The 15,870-nt window shown below is 47.9% G+C and carries 15 protein-coding genes; 13 read left to right on the top strand and 2 right to left on the bottom strand.

Going from position 1 to position 15,870, the window contains the following annotated elements; translation table 11 throughout:
• The first annotated feature begins 39 nt into the window (after nucleotides 1-39).
• Both CHH67_RS15725 and CHH67_RS15730 read left to right on the top strand, forming a co-directional pair.
• Nucleotides 40-3,309 (top strand): hypothetical protein, encoded by a 3,270-nt coding sequence (locus CHH67_RS15725; protein ID WP_179292144.1) that lies wholly within the window; start codon nucleotides 40-42, stop codon nucleotides 3,307-3,309.
• 114 nt (nucleotides 3,310-3,423) lie between these two features.
• Nucleotides 3,424-3,990, top strand: a complete 567-nt coding sequence (locus CHH67_RS15730) for a WxL domain-containing protein (protein WP_141235792.1) — start codon at nucleotides 3,424-3,426, stop codon at nucleotides 3,988-3,990.
• 36 nt (nucleotides 3,991-4,026) lie between these two features.
• On the opposite strand, the gene CHH67_RS15735 is transcribed toward CHH67_RS15730, so the two are convergent.
• Nucleotides 4,027-4,878 carry an SDR family NAD(P)-dependent oxidoreductase gene (locus CHH67_RS15735; RefSeq protein WP_095266152.1) on the bottom strand — a complete coding sequence of 284 codons (852 nt, stop codon included), beginning with the start codon at nucleotides 4,876-4,878 and terminating at the stop codon, nucleotides 4,027-4,029.
• A gap of 178 nt (nucleotides 4,879-5,056) precedes the next feature.
• Here CHH67_RS15735 and CHH67_RS15740 point away from each other — a divergent pair, with 178 nt between their 5' ends.
• The 3 genes from CHH67_RS15740 to CHH67_RS15750 all read left to right on the top strand — a co-directional run bounded on the left by CHH67_RS15740 (nucleotide 5,057) and on the right by CHH67_RS15750 (nucleotide 8,711).
• Nucleotides 5,057-5,554, top strand: a complete 498-nt coding sequence (locus tag CHH67_RS15740) for a MerR family transcriptional regulator (protein WP_095266153.1) — start codon at nucleotides 5,057-5,059, stop codon at nucleotides 5,552-5,554.
• Nucleotides 5,555-6,020: 466 nt separating this feature from the next.
• Complete coding sequence (locus CHH67_RS15745) at nucleotides 6,021-6,737, top strand: class I SAM-dependent methyltransferase (protein WP_095266154.1); 717 nt, start codon at nucleotides 6,021-6,023, stop codon at nucleotides 6,735-6,737.
• 522 nt (nucleotides 6,738-7,259) lie between these two features.
• Nucleotides 7,260-8,711, top strand: a complete 1,452-nt coding sequence (locus tag CHH67_RS15750) for an Msr family ABC-F type ribosomal protection protein (RefSeq protein WP_095266155.1) — start codon at nucleotides 7,260-7,262, stop codon at nucleotides 8,709-8,711.
• 265 nt (nucleotides 8,712-8,976) lie between these two features.
• Here CHH67_RS15750 and CHH67_RS15755 read toward each other — a convergent pair whose 3' ends face one another.
• Nucleotides 8,977-9,888: an EamA family transporter gene (locus CHH67_RS15755; protein ID WP_095266156.1), complete on the bottom strand. Its 912-nt coding sequence runs from the start codon at nucleotides 9,886-9,888 to the stop codon at nucleotides 8,977-8,979.
• 327 nt (nucleotides 9,889-10,215) lie between these two features.
• Between CHH67_RS15755 and CHH67_RS15760 the strand changes: the two genes are divergently transcribed.
• The 8 genes from CHH67_RS15760 (at nucleotide 10,216) to CHH67_RS15800 (ending at nucleotide 15,739) form a co-directional block, all read left to right on the top strand.
• Nucleotides 10,216-10,872 carry an SGNH/GDSL hydrolase family protein gene (locus CHH67_RS15760; RefSeq protein WP_095266157.1) on the top strand — a complete coding sequence of 219 codons (657 nt, stop codon included), beginning with the start codon at nucleotides 10,216-10,218 and terminating at the stop codon, nucleotides 10,870-10,872.
• Nucleotides 10,873-11,068: 196 nt separating this feature from the next.
• Nucleotides 11,069-11,404 (top strand): ArsR/SmtB family transcription factor, encoded by a 336-nt coding sequence (locus CHH67_RS15765; RefSeq protein WP_095266185.1) that lies wholly within the window; start codon nucleotides 11,069-11,071, stop codon nucleotides 11,402-11,404.
• A gap of 78 nt (nucleotides 11,405-11,482) precedes the next feature.
• Nucleotides 11,483-12,784, top strand: coding sequence for an alpha/beta fold hydrolase (locus CHH67_RS26790; RefSeq protein ID WP_244908214.1), 1,302 nt, complete (start codon nucleotides 11,483-11,485; stop codon nucleotides 12,782-12,784).
• Nucleotides 12,785-13,177: 393 nt separating this feature from the next.
• Entirely contained in the window at nucleotides 13,178-13,486 is a 309-nt protein-coding gene (locus tag CHH67_RS15780; protein WP_095266158.1) for a PadR family transcriptional regulator, read from the top strand.
• Entirely contained in the window at nucleotides 13,483-13,830 is a 348-nt protein-coding gene (locus tag CHH67_RS15785; RefSeq protein ID WP_095266159.1) for a DUF1048 domain-containing protein, read from the top strand. The genes CHH67_RS15780 and CHH67_RS15785 overlap by 4 nt, the downstream gene beginning before the upstream one ends.
• A 12-nt stretch (nucleotides 13,831-13,842) precedes the next feature.
• Nucleotides 13,843-14,193 (top strand): DUF1048 domain-containing protein, encoded by a 351-nt coding sequence (locus CHH67_RS15790; RefSeq protein WP_095266160.1) that lies wholly within the window; start codon nucleotides 13,843-13,845, stop codon nucleotides 14,191-14,193.
• A gap of 13 nt (nucleotides 14,194-14,206) precedes the next feature.
• Nucleotides 14,207-14,965: an ABC transporter ATP-binding protein gene (locus CHH67_RS15795; protein ID WP_095266161.1), complete on the top strand. Its 759-nt coding sequence runs from the start codon at nucleotides 14,207-14,209 to the stop codon at nucleotides 14,963-14,965.
• On the top strand, nucleotides 14,966-15,739 hold the full coding sequence (locus CHH67_RS15800; RefSeq protein WP_095266162.1) for an ABC transporter permease: 774 nt from the start codon (nucleotides 14,966-14,968) through the stop codon (nucleotides 15,737-15,739).
• Nucleotides 15,740-15,870 lie beyond the last annotated feature (131 nt).

A 15,870-nucleotide genomic window follows, 5' to 3' on the forward strand; every position in this document is an offset into this window, starting at 1 on the left:
TTTCGAAAGTACATTTAAATGAAATTGGAGGTTGGGTTCATGGTTCAACGACAAAGGCGATCATCCTTTCAACGGACACTTTCCGTTGTGCTAGCTGCGGTATTATTCGCTCCTGCGCTTCTGCTCCAGGGTACGAATACAGCTCAGGGAGCTGGTTATGGGAATATTGATGGTACAACCTATGAGTACGATCAAATTTCCAAAGGTACTCAGACACAAATTCATTTAAGCGATGGAAGAACGATTGGGGTCAATACCGGGAGTAATCTGCCCGTCGATTCAAAATTCATTACACATGACCATAATGCCAAACGAATCTTTACAGCTGGCGCACACAATGGTTTTACAACGAACATGCAGATCAAGCTGATGAACAATGGGGACCTATTGATTCGTACAAATAATAACCCTTTAACACTCCGCGATACGAACGTCGTTGATTTTGCATACTTGGATGGTCGTGGGGAACATACGAGCATGCAATTGCAAACGATGAGTTGGTTTTCGTTAAAAGCGGATGGCAGCGTATATGCCTTTGGTGGGGGAACCAACGGACAGCTAGGTACCGGCACAAAGTCAGATAAAACCGCCCCGACCGAGGTCATTAACCCGGATACGGACACTCCATTGACGGGTGTAAGGAAATTTATTCAACTCAATTATAACAATGTGCTTCTTGTCACGGATGGACAAGTATATAAGATCGGAAGAGCTTTTAATTCGGATTCCTTTCATGATGCTAAGCCGATTAACATAACTAGGATGTTTCCAGCGTTTACATCTGCGGATGATTTCGAAATGGGATACTTGCATAAGGATGTTGGCAGACATGCTTTGTGGCAGGATTATTCAGCGAACCAAACTATCCAACCCTTATTGGACATGCGATATTTTAAAATTAACGGCTCCTACTATACGTTAACTGACTCTGCTCAACCGGCACCTTATATGACAAAATTGGGCAGATACGGTTACGACGAACTTCGCTCAACACAGCTATACCCGCTTCCAGTCTCCAACGCAGAAAATGTAACCAGAGCGTTAACTGATTTTAAAGCTATAGGGAATGCGTCTCTTTCAACAAGATTAGATAACACGTTCTTCGAATTGCAGTCTAATGGGGACCTTGTGTCATGGGGGATTCCAATTGGAAATATGGGGTATAGTTCCGGAAACTATAACGCGAGCAAAACTTTAATTGCTTCTAGTGTTGTCAAATACTTAGTTGCACCGCATACTTCTTCATCGGTCGTCATTATTTTGCAGGACAACGGCAGGGTATACGCATTGGGCAGCAACGGGAATGATCCAGCCAACTTGGGCACGGGGAATATCGGTTCCTTAACCGGAATTCGAGGGAAGCTTACGGTTCCTACTCCAATCGAAGGAACAGACAACGAAGTCAAAGATATAGTCGACATTGCTGCTTCTTACAACCATTTATATGCGCTACGTGACAATGGTGAGGTCTATGTTATTTCGAATACACAATACGGCAAAATAAATAATGTACGTTATGTCGGGCTGCTGGAAGTTCCTCCAACATATACTGGGACTGATGCTAGAAATGAAGTATACGGAATCGGAGAAGATGGTAATTTGTATTACTTCCAAGGATCCAGCCCGGTTATGCAGAGTGGAGTAACTGGCATCTACCCGTCCGGCTATACGCCTGTGCCAGCAATGATAGACAAGCCTATAGAGTCCCTCTCTTACGATAAATTCGAGAATTCTGTCGTCACCCTGGATTACCCAGCTTCAGCAACGATCAAAGAGTATTCTATGGACAACGGCGTCACTTGGGTGAACTACACTCATCCGATTGTAGTCACTTCCGTCGGATCTGTGACGATTCATGCACGAGCAGGTTTAGATACCGGCACCAATATCATCTACAGTGATCCACTCATTATGAACATCAGCAATGATCCAATCGAGATTCCGGTGGGTTACCCTAAATTGCTTGAGCAAGATGGGGTTGTGACCGTTGATACCGGAGCGATTGATTTGAGCCGGGTACAAGTTCAAGTGGAGGTAAACGGCCAGGTATCCGACTACGTATCGCCGATCCAGTTAATGAATGGTAACCATACGGTTTCTGCAATCATTCTTAATGCCTTTGGAGCCGAGCTAGCAAGGGTCACTGATAACATCAATGTGTCACCGGCTACTCCAGGCGTGCTGACGGCACCTATTGGCCATCTGGGTGATGTCGATTCGAACGATCAGCGGTCCTTATCATTTAGCTTTAATCCAACCCAAGGGTTCCTCCAGCTCCAGCATGATCACGGCCTTTGGGTGGACGAGCCTGACATTTTCAACCATTATACGGGCTCATCGTTTGATCCCGACTCTACGGAGCGGAAGTACACCTTCATGATTCCTAACGTCATTGGTTCCGTATATAAAGCACGTGTCACAGACGGGGTGAATGTCAGTGCCGAGACGACGCTTGTGGTCACAGGCGTAGTCTATGATCCTGCATTCCTTCGTGACGCGAACGATAAACTGGTGATTGATTTCTCCAATCTTCCAACAGGCAACTGGATGAAAGAATACTCTCTCGATCATGGCGGAAATTATCATGAATATGTTGGTCCGATTGACGTCGGGGCTCATCTTCCGATCAAAATCAGAGTCTTGGATTCGTCAACGGGATATATTCTGACAGACAAAGAATATATCACACCCGCCTTAAATGGCGCTAATCCGAATCCGAGTCCGGGTGTAGACCCAACCTGGGGAACCGAGGTAACGGCAGCGGATCAGGAAGCGATTCTAAACGTCATAGGCGGGGGGCTTTCTTCACAGTTTCATGGTTTGCTGCTGGACAACATCGAAATCCAGACCGTCCATGATTACCAGATGATCAACAGTGTCACGAGTGCGCTGCTTGAAGATAGTACCGGCCAAGGTGATGGCTGGACGTATTCCTTGTCGATCACCGACTTTGTGAGTGATCCAGTTCTTGACACCGGCTTAAACACCTCGGATCTCATAGTTAAGATTCCATCTTCGTCTCTGAGTGTGGATGTGAAATCTGCAAAAGTTCTTGCCGGTTCACCAGATCAAGTTGCTAGAACAGGGAATTATATTTTGGGTGCTCAAAAACAAGCCTTGGCACAAGCCGAACCATTCCATGGAATGGGTTACTACGATATTCCTATGGATTTTACATTCCGCGTCCCTAGCTCGGTGGAAGTCGTCTCGGCAGGAGCGGGAAGTGCACATCAGGCAGGAGACAGAGTCGGTTTGAGAGTGGGCGTATACAGATCCCTGTTCACCTTCTCTTTGGCCAAAGGAATTTGATTGCAGGAGGGGAATGAGCGCATGCCCAACCTGCCTAACCATTCCTGAAAAAGAAACGATGGAGGAAATAATATGATAAGTCGGTATAAGAAGATGCTGCTTTGCACTATGAGTATGTCTGTATTGCTGCTTTCTCTGGGTACTTCCACCTTTGCAGCTGACGTGTCGGAACAAAAGCTGGAGGTTGTCGGCTCGGGGTTAAGGGCTTTTCAAACGCCTCTGAAATTTGATGACATACGCCTGGATGTCAAACAGGCTCAGTCATCACAAGCGGAGACAATGATGACGGTCGTTGATGGAAGAGGTACTGACGCTGGTTATACAGTCAGTATGAGCTCTACCGATTTTGAAATCGAGAAAGTAATCAATGGTGTCCTGGAAAAATTCTACATTCCCGCATCAGCGGTTGAGGTAACGACAGCGTATAAAGGGCCGGTAACCGGTGCTCCTATCCATTTTGGTTCGGGACAGGGGACGCTGGTGTCTCAACTTGTTCTCTCGAATGCATCGCAGGCCATTATACAAGCCAGACCGTCCTTCGGCGGAGGAACGCATCAGTTCGAGGTTCGTTATGATCTCAAATTGCCTCAAACGATTAGCAAGCAGGATGGCACGAAGGTTGGGGTATTACAAGGCTCTTATAGAGCACGCTTTACCTATAAAGCAACTTCCGGCATTTAATATTTCCCAAGGAGGGCGAGTTCGCCCTCTTTGTTTTTATGTCTGCAAATATTCGTGCTTGTAAATCGCATGCATTCTCTCCAAAATACGAGGCGCTTGATCGATATATTTCAACTCCATCATCCGATTGTTGGATATAAACACCCCCGTCTTATCCCGGTGTTGTCCAAGAGCGCCTTCATACAATTTGTCCGCACCATGGGCTGGAGGAGGAAAGAACAGCTTCATTAACATGTGGACCAGAACAGGCAGTCCGGACGTTTTCCCTTTTCGGATCGTATTGTTGCTCCCGGGATCGACGCTGCGAATCTTAATGTTATCCAGGGCAAGCTGAGGGGCAATGGCGTGTGTCCATAGCGAAAGTCCCAGCTTAGAACTGGCGTAAGGTCCGATCAGTTTACGGAAGGTCCTGGGCTCCTCCAGAATTTCCAGACTAAACTTCTTCGTCATCCGAAGCACTGCAGATGAAGTGTTAATGACCGTTTTCAAACGGCCGTGCTTTAGTAGATCCTTTAGCTCCATCAGAATGATATACGGTACTACCGTCATCAGTTCATAATGCTTCTCACGTCCTTGTGGTGAATAAGCCAGCTCCGGGAAGCTGCCGCCGGCATTATTGAACATAATATCAATCTGCTGCTCGCTGGTTCGAATGGTATGCAGTGTGGTTCTCAAGCTGGCGTAATCCGTAAGGTCTGTGACTTGATAAAGACGAAGCTGTTTGCTCAAGAGCGCTTGCTGGATGAACGAGTCCTCAGGCGAAAAGGCTGAGCGGTTCAAGGCGGCCACCTGCCAGCCTTCGGACAGCAGTTTCTTCGTTAACGCCAAGCCGATCCCGGCGTTAGCTCCTGTAATCAGTGCGGTAAATCCTTGCTGGTGAGTGTTCATGGTCTCTTCTTCCTCCTAAGATAGGGACATTTCCCCGTGATTTCACACATTGTAGAACTTGGAGTCGACTCCAAGTCAAGAAGTGAAATGTAGTTCTCGCGGATAAGGGAGAAGAGAGTTGACTTAGAGCCAGCTCCAAGATATATTGCACATAACATAATTTTTAGGAGGGAATCGGATGGAGGCACAACAGGTATTTACGATCAAGCAAACGGCCGAGCTGACAGGCATCTCTGAGGATACGATTCGTTATTATGAAAAAATCTCCTTGCTCCCCCGAGCGGAGCGGAAAGAAAATGGACATCGCATCTATCGGCAGGAGGACATTGAGACGATCCAGCTGTTATCCTGTCTGAAGAAGACAGGGATGCCACTGGATGAGATGCGTCCATTCTTGGGGGTAGCCATCGATGCCGATCCCGGGGAGTTCCCGGAGCTGGTGGAACGTTTAAGGAACCATCGGGAGAATATCGTCAGCCAGATTGCCTCGCTGCAGCAGGTCGTCGATTTTATTGATATGAAGCTGGAAGAGGGACGGTATCGCCGAAATTGCTCGGATGGAAGCGGGAATGATGCAGCGTTGACGTCACCGTCAGCGGTGGAAGAACCGGTAGCTAAGCCTGTGTCCGCTGTTCAGATGACCTATTTTTCAGTACCGGCCAAGGCTGGGAAGTAAATGAGCATAGCTTATCCAAGTGGAGACCCCTTGCATTCAGACGATTCCCGAGATCTCTAGTGCTCCAATTCATAAAGATTCCCCCCTATTAAACCAAGTGGCGGCGAAAATATCGCATATATCCTACTTCTAAAGGGTAATGACTAACAGCAGAGTAATCGTATAATGATGAAGCGATAGAGGGGATGAATCGAATGAAACGGAGACTGTTACTGACAGGAGCAGCGGGTACGATTGGGAATGTCCTCTACAGCCATGAGGATCCCCTTCGTTCAGAGGGCCGAGGATTAGGCCCTGGGGCAGGCAGCAATAATGTGGTGAACACAAGCTGATGTGCGTGCGTAAAGCTGGCAGGCAGAGCGGCAGGTAGAATACATTTATAATTGATCATTCCTTTGACCTCACGGCATTCGGCTTTTATCATGGTTGTAATCATGAACGATGAGAAAGCGAGTGGACACCTTATATGATTCCGTTGGTATACGACCAGGTTAATCACTGGGGAAGAGACGATGAATTTTTCCTGGCCCTTCTAAAGAGCCTGGATGTGAAAAGGGTTGCAGACTTAGGCTGCGGCACAGGAAGATGGACGATGCATCTTGCTCGGGAAGGCTATGACATTACAGCTATTGACCCCAATCCGGAAGCGATTGAAGTGGCCAAAGCCAAGGACGATGCACACCATGTCACTTGGATTATTGGGGATAGCACGATATTGCAAACCAATGCTTATGATGCCGTTATCATGACAGCCAATGTTGCCCAGGTATTTCTGACCGACGAGAGCTGGGAGCAGACGATCTCGGATGTATACCGCTCCTTGAGAGCTGGGGGACATTATATATTTGATACACGAAACCCGTTAGCTAAGGCTTGGGAAGCGTGGGAGAAGGATACGGCTCCTGATGCAGCCAAAGATATGGCAACCGGAGATCCGCTTGAAATTCATACGAAATATGAAGGGTTCGAGGGAGATATCTTCACTTTTTATGAAACCGTCAAACATGCAGGGACAGGCGAAGTGTTGATTCATGAAAAAATGCAGATCAGGTTCCGGAATCAGGAGGAGCTCACCGAGTCGCTAAAAAAGGCAGGTTTTACGCGAGTCACAACTTATGGCGATTGGGAGTTGAAACAAGCGGGGCCTGAACACAAATCGTTTGTTTTTCATTGCATCAAATGAACGCTTGTACATGAATATTGAACGGATCAAGCTTCGAATCCCGGCAGGTATTGCCGTTTGCAATAATGGATTGGGAAAGCTTATCAATTGACAGCTGTCAAATGCCAATGTTAAGATACGGCTATTAAAGAAGAGGGGGATTGCAATCAATGGTTCACTCCATGCGTTTATGGTAAGTATGCGATAAAGAAGCGGATTTCCACTCAGGTGGGCTTTTTTTGAGCTGCTTATTTTTACGTATGAGGACATGGATTGCGACCCGGACGGCATATTTGCTGTGCTTTATTTCGCTCTGTTCTGGCACGTAACCCATGCAGATTCAAGCCCACATGTGGACTTGGATCTGCATTTTTTATTGCTTTCATGTTGGAATTGAAACGTCAAAGTCATTGATGTGAAAAGGAGGCATGACAATGCATAGGTTACACTGGTACTTCTTTATATAATCCTCCCTTTGTTAAATCGCAGGTCAACCTGCGAACGGAACGACGGAAACTGCGATTTTCGAAGGAGGAAAAATAAATGTTATTGTTAAAAGCAAAGGATCTTTATGTGGAATACTTGGGACGTACTGTGCTCGATATCGACCAGCTGGAGTTGTATGAATATGACCGAATCGGCCTGGTTGGTGCCAACGGAGCTGGAAAAAGCACGCTGCTCAAAACGTTACTCGGCAAAATGCCTCTGCAGCACGGCAAGATTGCAAGGGAAGGCACGTTCACTTATCTCCCCCAGTTGGATGAGGTAATCGTCCAAGATGTACAGGATTACGCTATCGTTGGCAAATTAGGCATTGACCGAGTGCAGGCCGAGACCATGAGCGGCGGGGAAGAGACACGATTGAAAATTGCACAGGCACTGTCGGGCGAAGCGCATGGCATCTTTGCCGACGAGCCGACATCTCATCTGGATCGCGAAGGCATCGACTTCCTCGTGAACCAGCTTAAACATTATTCCGGTGCGCTGCTCATCATCAGTCATGATCGTTATTTTCTCGACCAGGTTGTTGATAAGATCTGGGAGCTAAAAGACGGGAAGATCACGGAATATTGGGGAGGGTATACCGACTACTTGGTTCTGAAGGAAGAGGAACGACAAGCCCAGGTAGCCCAATATAATCAATACGTGGCAGAACGGGAGCGGCTGGAACAGGTTATGATCGAGAAGAAGAATCAGGCACGGAAGCTTGACCGTAAGGAATCGGGCAGAAAGAGCAGATCGGAAAGCGGCGGACGTCTCGGACATCAAAAATCCCAAGGCAGCAAGCAAAAAAAGCTTCATAACGCCGCCAAAAATACGAAACGGAGAATCGAAGCGCTTGGTGAAGTCACTCCGCCCGAGGCTGTGCGAAATGTCCAATTTCGACAGAATAAAGCGCTGGAGCTCCATCATCCATTTCCGATTACAGGGCACGACATCTGCAAGCGATTCGGGGATAAGGTGATCTTCGACCATGTATCCTTCCAATTCCCGCTAGGAGGCAAGATTGCGATCAAGGGCGCAAACGGCGCCGGCAAAACGACGTTGTTCAACATGATCCGCGATCGGGAAAGCGGTATTACGTTATCGCCAAAGGCGGAAATCGGCTATTTTGTCCAAACCGGTTACAAGTTCGATCGAAATCAGAACGTCATGGCATTCATGCAGGAAAACTGTGATTACCCGGTTTCCGACATTCGATCAGTTCTCGCCTCCATGGGGTTCACGCAGCAGGATGTTCGCAAAGAGCTGTCGGTATTAAGCGGAGGCGAAATTATCAAGCTCCAGTTGGCCAAATTGTTGCTTGGACGCTATAATATCCTGCTTATGGACGAACCAAGTAATTTTCTGGACATTCCAGCCGTGGAAGCGCTCGAGACGATGATGCGAAAATACACAGGCACGATCCTCTTTATCTCCCACGATGCCCGCCTGCTTGAGGGCGTCGCCGATCAGGTGTATGAAGTGAAGGATGGCGGGCTTGTTCGTGTGTAACCATTGTGAACTCAGATCCTAATCCGATGACCAATGTCGTGATGTGGGACGTTACGGTTACAAAGGAACACAGGACAACGGATCATCAACCGCATGAGATCACGGTTTCAAGTGAGCGAGTAGAATCTGACCCTGCTCAAATTGGGGCAGATGAAGGCCATTTGTCTCATGAACATTAAGAAGCAGCCGCTCCCAGATTGCGTCACGAATCACGCTTTCGCCATCTGATGAGCGGCTGCTTCTTGTATCATTCACTAGGGGTCAGTCATCGATGTAAAGTCTTCGGTATCTTAAACCATTTCTTGCCCAAATGATCATAGCGAATGTTGCTGCTGGCAATCCCGACCAGGATCGTGGCAACTCCTATCCATTGTGTGAAACTAATCGCTTCTCCGAGCACCAGGGAAGACAATATAATGACAACCGGCAGCTCCGATGAGGTGAGAATGGTTCCGAGCCCTGAGCCGACATGCGGCATTCCAATCGCAAACAGAAGGGGCGGCAGCACGACACCGAATATTCCCAGTGCCAATCCATAAGGAATCATACCGGTGAACACATCCCAATCCACTAGAAACGTAGGCGGAAAAACGATGAACACCGTCAATACGCCGCCAGTGGAGATCAGGGCGCTTTTTAACATGGGCGGGGCTGTTCTCTCGACGGTGCTGCTTAAGAAAATGAATGTGGAGAAGGTGAACGCCGCAAGCATGCCCCATAGACTTCCTTGCCATGACACCGCCATCTGGTCCTGAAATAATAGATCGGCGGCCAACACAGAGCCCGCGAGCAGCAATCCGATGGAGATCAATTTGCTCTTTGTCGGCTTTTTCTTATGGAAAATCCACTCCAGCAGCGCTCCGATCCAAACGAACTGGAACAAGAACACGATCGCCAGTGACGCATTAAGGGTCTGCAAAGCTTGATAATAGAAGATGCCGGTTAATCCAAAGGGAATTCCGGACAGCAACAGCTTGATGATTGGTTTACGGGTTAATCTCTTCTTGTTGGTCAACAGAGCTGCAAGCCATGCCAGCACAGCGCCAAATAAGTACTGCCCTCCAGTGACTGCCGAAACCGTATAACCTGCCGCGTACGCCAGTTTAACAAACGTGGATAATATGCCGTAACAGCAGCCTCCAAGAAAAACAATCAATGCATAGTGCCACAATTTCATGAATCTATTCTCCTCCTTCATCGTGAACCAAACGCAAAAAACCACACAAATGACCAGCAAGGCCTTTGTGTGGCGAAAATGAAGATTACTCTCCAGAAAAGTCCACATCCGCAATCGGTTTTAAGTATTCGACTCGGTAACAGTATAGTAGCATGGCCTGAATGTTGTCAATTCTAAAATTACGAAAAGAGGAAAGGAAAGGCATGTTTCAATTCGGTCATTCGATCTCAATCTGAGATACTAAAGCTCGAAGAATTCATTTATCATCATAGTACGGACAAAGTAATCCGAAATTATCGCTGTCATAATCAAGAGGGGAGCAGGACGATGACAAAATCAAGCCAAACTGTATTGTTTCAAGGGGACTCCATCACGGACGGAAATCGGGGACGAGGCGATGATCCCAATCACATTCATGGACACGGCTATGTGTATCTCATTGCTGCTGAACTGGGATTTCGGCTTGCGGATTCCCGGCATCAGTTCATAAACCGCGGAATCAGCGGCAATCGGGCATCGGATTTGTATGCAAGATGGAATGAGGATGCCATCTATCTTCAGCCTAATCTGATCAGCATATTAATCGGCGTTAATGATGCAGGACGAATGATCGAAGGATCTCCGCATGGTGCGAGCGACCGCTTCGAGAAAGCATATCGACACATTCTCGAGGAAACGAAGGACATACTCCCTAATACGGGGCTTATATTATGCGAACCATTTGTATTGAGAACCGGGACTACCTTGCAAAACTGGGATAAGTGGCGTCAAACGATAGATGAATATCGTCAGGTGGTTCGGATACTGGCACATGACTATGCAGCGCTGTTTGTCCCTTTACAGAAAGCCTTCGATGATGCAGCAGCGCAGACAGGTCCTGAGTATTGGATTTGGGATGGGATACATCCCACGACAGCGGGACATCGGTTAATCGCCAATGAATGGCTGAACGTCGTTCAGAGCAGCCAGCTGGCCCTTGACTAACCGAGGCCTGATAGGTCGCTAATGACAAGCTGCATCCTAGCCTGCTATAAGAGGCATTACAGAACAGTTTTATAACCAAGACCAGATTCTCAATCAGGAGGTAGGGTCTGGATACGAGACTGTTTGTGATGTCCTCTTTTTATTGTTATCTTAATATACATTGACATGTATATATACTTATATGTATATTAAGATCATGAATATTTCAGCTTTACAGCATACATTAGCCACGATCGCCGAGCCGAATCGGTTCAACATCATTGAGTTGTTAAAAAAAGGGCCGAGATCCGTAGGGGAAATCGTTCAAACGTTGGGTATCAGCCAACCTCATGCCTCTCGCCATTTGCGGATCCTCAGCGAGGCTGGATTGGTACGATCCCGCAGCAAGGCACAGCAGCGAATATATAGTCTTGAAGCAACGCCATTTCAGGAGCTGGATGAATGGTTTGACTCATTCAGCATCTTATGGGAAGAGCGTTTGGATCAATTCGAGGATTATATGCTCGACTACCATAACAAGGAGGGTTTATGACAGCAATCCATTGTTTTTTGAATGCTTCAGCTGAGTGATCGGTTTGTAATGGAAATGAACTGCAAAGGATGAATAACCATGCGAAGAAAAGTAACCATTCATAAAGACCGGGAGCGCCGAGAGCTTACGATTGAACGCATTGTAGCCGTTCCACTAAACCTTGCATGGGAAGGATGGACACAACCTGATCATATTGTCAAATGGTGGGGACCGAAACGTTGGACGGCCACGGTTTACGAAATGGATGTGTGGCCCGGCGGCGTATGGCGATACCGTCTTAAAGACGACAGCAACGGTGAGACCGTTTACTGCAAAGCCGTCTATGATGAGGTAAACGCGCCTTATAAACTTTCATACATCGACTCTTTTACAGATCAGGATTGGAATGTTGTGGACCACAGCGAAATGTTCACATCCGTAGTGTTTGAGGAGGCTGCTCGCGGAACAAGGATTCGCATCGTTACACGATTCGCGAATACTGAGCAAATGGAAGGTGCCGAGAACATGGGAATGATTGAAGGATTCGCAGAGGCCTGCGATCGGTTCGAACACTACTTCAATTCTTATCAAATGGAGGGAACTATGAACACTTGTATTTCAAAGGATGGTACAACCATCGCATATACGGAACAAGGATCGGGGCCAGCACTTATTCTCGTATCGTCTGCAGCAGCTGACCATCAGGATGCCGCTTCGTTAGCCGAACAATTGGCCAAGGGTTTCACCGTCTACAATTATGATCGTCGCGGGCGCGGTCAAAGCACGGATACTGTTCCCTATGCGATTGAGCGAGAAGTGGAGGATATCCAGGCATTGATACAAATCGCGGGAGGGCAGGCCAGCCTGTTCGGAAGCTCCTCCGGCGCTGTGTTAGCGCTTGAGGCTGCAAGCCAGCTGGGAGATTTAATCAATAGGCTGTATCTCTATGAACCGCCATTCATTATCAATGACAGCCGGAAGCGAGTGCCAGAAGACTACGTTCAACGTTTAGTTTCACTGATCGCAGCTGGAAAAAGGACGGAGGCAGTCGAATATTTTGCTTCCGAAGCGCTTGGCATTCCTGCAGAGTATATCAGCTACATGAAGGCAGATCCTTCCTGGGTGAAGATGGAATCCCTGGCTCATACGCTTGCGTATGACGGCATGATTATGGGCGACACCCAGTCTGGCAAGCCATTGCCAAAAGACAGATGGCTGATCACTGCCCCTACGCTGATCATGACGGGGGAGAACAGCGAACCGCTATTCCATGACGCTGCACACGCCATTGCTGATCTTGTGCCCCAAGCTCACCAGCAATTCCTGCCAGGGCAAGATCATTCGGCCGTCGTAATGGCGCCAGAATTATTGGCAAGAACCATCATAGATTTCCGCCTATAAATACATCGTTAGCCAAAGGCCTATAGATCGTAACCATACATAAGGCTGCCGTAAGTAACATTAAGCGGCAGCCTTGCTGTGTTCAAAACCGCAAACAGCCGTTGTTTTTTTGTTAGCTGACCACATCATCTCGTATTATCAATGGAACGCCCTTCTCCAATTACCTTCCGCAGCCACATGCATAATTGGGTTCATATGTATTTCCCGAATCTCATCATCATGCAAATACATCGATTCACCGTGTCGTATCATGCGTACAAATAAATAATGAATATGAAGGCAAATGCTGTTTACAAACCAACTACTTAGTGATACTATGTAGTGGTAATAAGTAATACTGAATACCAGTCATACAGAATAGAAGAGGTGATTGTACTGGAGAACCTAACCGAAATGCTTAAGGGTGTGCTTGAGGGCTGTGTCCTTGAAATTATAAACCGCGGAGAAACTTACGGCTACGAAATCACACGGCGGTTGAATGCCCTTGGCTTTACAGATGTTGTGGAAGGAACCGTCTACACCATTTTGGTGCGGCTGGAGAAGAACAACCTTGTGGACACCGAGAAGAAGCCATCCGATATGGGTCCACCGCGCAAGTTTTTCGTGCTCAATGATGCGGGGCGCGAGGAGCTGCGAAAGTTCTGGGAAAAATGGGCGTTCTTATCATCAAAAATGAATGAGTTAAAGGAGAGAGAGCGATGAACTTCTGGGAGATGATCACGGGCAGTGACATGACAAAAGAAATGAAATCCTTTGAATTACGGGTCAAAGAGCTGCCAGCCGACTATCAAGCCGCATGGGAAGAAATCAACGTCAATCTTTGGCCACACTCCAATTTCACGGGTCGTAACCTCATGCCTATTCTTGACGGCGTGCTTGGCCTGCTCGAGGAAACAGCAGCCGAAGGTCAGCGCGTCCAGGAGGTTCTCGGGGTCGATATTAAAGGCTTCTGTTCAGCGCTGGTTGGTGAAGAAGGGGCGGCGTCCTACCGTGACAAGTGGCGCAAGCAGCTCAACGATAATGTCGCCAAGAAATTAGGGAAATAGGAGGAGGAAACCATGAGAATACGAGAGATGATTGAAGGCAGAAAAGAATGGCGAGCACATGTGGCTCGTGTCAAAGCGCTCCCGCGGGATTATCAGATTGTGTATAAAGAGATTCAGAAGTATCTGTTTAAGGTCGGGCCTGTGCAGTTAACCGAAGGGACGGAGCTGCTCTCGGGGATCGTCGATCTTTTTGAAGAAGGAGCGGCTATGGGGAAAGACGTGCTTGAAGTGACAGGCCGTGATGTCGCGGCGTTCTGCGACGACCTCATCAAGGATTCCAAAACCTACGCTGATCTCTATCAGGAATCTGTTAATCAGGAAGTTCATAAAGCCATACAAAAGGTGTCGAAAAAAACAAAGTAGAGGGGCTGCCGGCATGGAAAAAGCGATTGAAGTGAAAGGACTGCGGAAATCTTTCAAAGATGTTGAAGTCCTAAAAGGCGTAGATTTTGAAGTGACGCGAGGTGAGATTTTCGCACTGCTTGGCTCCAACGGGGCCGGCAAGTCGACGATCGTCAAAATTCTCTGTACGCTGCTTAAACCGGACGGAGGCACTGCGGTTGTCAATGGAAATGATGTGGCGTCACGTCCTGGCCATGTGCGCCAGTCCATCAGTCTAACCGGCCAGTTTGCTGCCGTAGACGAGATTCTGACCGGACGGGAAAATCTCATCATGATCGCGAAGCTGCGGCATCTTAAGAATCCGCATCAGGTGGCAGATGATATGCTTAAGCGCTTCGGACTGACAGAAGCCGCTCATCGCAAGCCGTCTACGTATTCAGGAGGGATGCGCCGCAAACTGGATATCGCCTTGAGCCTTGTGGGGAATCCGCAGATCATCTTCCTCGACGAACCGACGACCGGACTCGATCCTGAAGCACGAATCGAGGTGTGGAAGATTGTCAAGGCGCTTGCCGACAATGGCACAACAATCCTCATGACGACGCAGTATTTGGAAGAAGCCGAGCAGCTTGCCGACCGAATTGCCATTCTTCATGAAGGCAGGATTATTGCGAATGGCACACTCGCCGAGCTGAAAACGCTGCTTCCACAAGCGAAGGTGGAATATGTTGAGAAACAGCCGACTTTAGAGGAGATCTTCCTCGCCATCGTCGGCAATAAGGAGGCGATCTAAATGGAAACGGCAAAGAACCGCTCCTTCAGTGATATGGGCGTGATGCTCGGACGTTCCATCCGCCATGTTTTTCGCAGCATGGACACCATCATCACGGTATGCATCACTCCAATTGCGATGATGCTGCTGTTCGTCTACGTGTTTGGTGGCGCAATTGACACAGGCACGGATAACTATGTGAATTATTTACTGCCTGGCATTCTGCTGATTGCAATCGCCAGCGGGATCTCCTATACAGCTTATCGTCTGTTTCTAGATAAGCAACGGGGGATTATTGAGCGGTTCCATACCATGCCGATCGCGCGCTCCGCCGTGCTTTGGGGTCATGTGCTGACATCTCTGGTATCCAACGCCTTATCCGTGTTCATTATTATTCTCGTAGCACTCCTTATGGGCTTTCGCTCATCGGCGGGGATACTGTCTTGGTTAGCCGTAGCCGGTATACTCATGCTGTTCACGCTCGCTTTGACTTGGATCGCGGCTATTGCCGGATTGTCCGCAAAATCGGTAGAAGGTGCAAGCGCATTTTCCTATCCCCTTATTTTCCTGCCATTCATCAGTTCGGCGTTTGTGCCTACGGAATCGATGCCGCTCGTGGTGCGTGTCTTTGCGGAAAACCAGCCAGTAACCCCCATTGTAAGTGCGATACGCGCTCTGCTTGCCAGCCAACCCGTCAGCAATAACATTTGGATTGCGCTCGCTTGGTGCCTGGGTATTCTTATTGTTGCGTATATTTTCGCCATTAGGGCTTATAAACGAACATCATCCGCTTAAGGTTTGTCCCGGAGTGATCGGTAAGATTGGTAATCAACCTATTGGCGGCTTTGGCTTTACTCCCTCCACAACCTTTAGGAATGCAGGGCATTCATTCCCTGCTTCTTGGTTGTGGTGTTTTTTATTACGAA

The sequence above is a fragment of the Paenibacillus campinasensis genome (genome assembly GCF_002272015.1).
GTDB lineage: Bacteria > Bacillota > Bacilli > Paenibacillales > Paenibacillaceae > Paenibacillus_AQ > Paenibacillus_AQ campinasensis.

Excerpts from the sequence above, each read along its gene's own strand:
- CHH67_RS15725 (WP_179292144.1), top strand. The coding sequence starts at position 40 with ATGGTTCAACGACAAAGGCGATCATCCTTTCAACGGACACTTTCCGTT.
- CHH67_RS15730 (WP_141235792.1), top strand. The coding sequence starts at position 3,424 with ATGTCTGTATTGCTGCTTTCTCTGGGTACTTCCACCTTTGCAGCTGAC.
- CHH67_RS15735 (WP_095266152.1), bottom strand. The coding sequence starts at position 4,878 with ATGAACACTCACCAGCAAGGATTTACCGCACTGATTACAGGAGCTAAC.
- CHH67_RS15740 (WP_095266153.1), top strand. The coding sequence starts at position 5,057 with ATGGAGGCACAACAGGTATTTACGATCAAGCAAACGGCCGAGCTGACA.
- CHH67_RS15745 (WP_095266154.1), top strand. The coding sequence starts at position 6,021 with ATGATTCCGTTGGTATACGACCAGGTTAATCACTGGGGAAGAGACGAT.
- CHH67_RS15750 (WP_095266155.1), top strand. The coding sequence starts at position 7,260 with ATGTTATTGTTAAAAGCAAAGGATCTTTATGTGGAATACTTGGGACGT.
- CHH67_RS15755 (WP_095266156.1), bottom strand. The coding sequence starts at position 9,888 with ATGAAATTGTGGCACTATGCATTGATTGTTTTTCTTGGAGGCTGCTGT.
- CHH67_RS15760 (WP_095266157.1), top strand. The coding sequence starts at position 10,216 with ATGACAAAATCAAGCCAAACTGTATTGTTTCAAGGGGACTCCATCACG.
- CHH67_RS15765 (WP_095266185.1), top strand. The coding sequence starts at position 11,069 with ATGAATATTTCAGCTTTACAGCATACATTAGCCACGATCGCCGAGCCG.
- CHH67_RS26790 (WP_244908214.1), top strand. The coding sequence starts at position 11,483 with ATGCGAAGAAAAGTAACCATTCATAAAGACCGGGAGCGCCGAGAGCTT.
- CHH67_RS15780 (WP_095266158.1), top strand. The coding sequence starts at position 13,178 with ATGCTTAAGGGTGTGCTTGAGGGCTGTGTCCTTGAAATTATAAACCGC.
- CHH67_RS15785 (WP_095266159.1), top strand. The coding sequence starts at position 13,483 with ATGAACTTCTGGGAGATGATCACGGGCAGTGACATGACAAAAGAAATG.
- CHH67_RS15790 (WP_095266160.1), top strand. The coding sequence starts at position 13,843 with ATGAGAATACGAGAGATGATTGAAGGCAGAAAAGAATGGCGAGCACAT.
- CHH67_RS15795 (WP_095266161.1), top strand. The coding sequence starts at position 14,207 with ATGGAAAAAGCGATTGAAGTGAAAGGACTGCGGAAATCTTTCAAAGAT.
- CHH67_RS15800 (WP_095266162.1), top strand. The coding sequence starts at position 14,966 with ATGGAAACGGCAAAGAACCGCTCCTTCAGTGATATGGGCGTGATGCTC.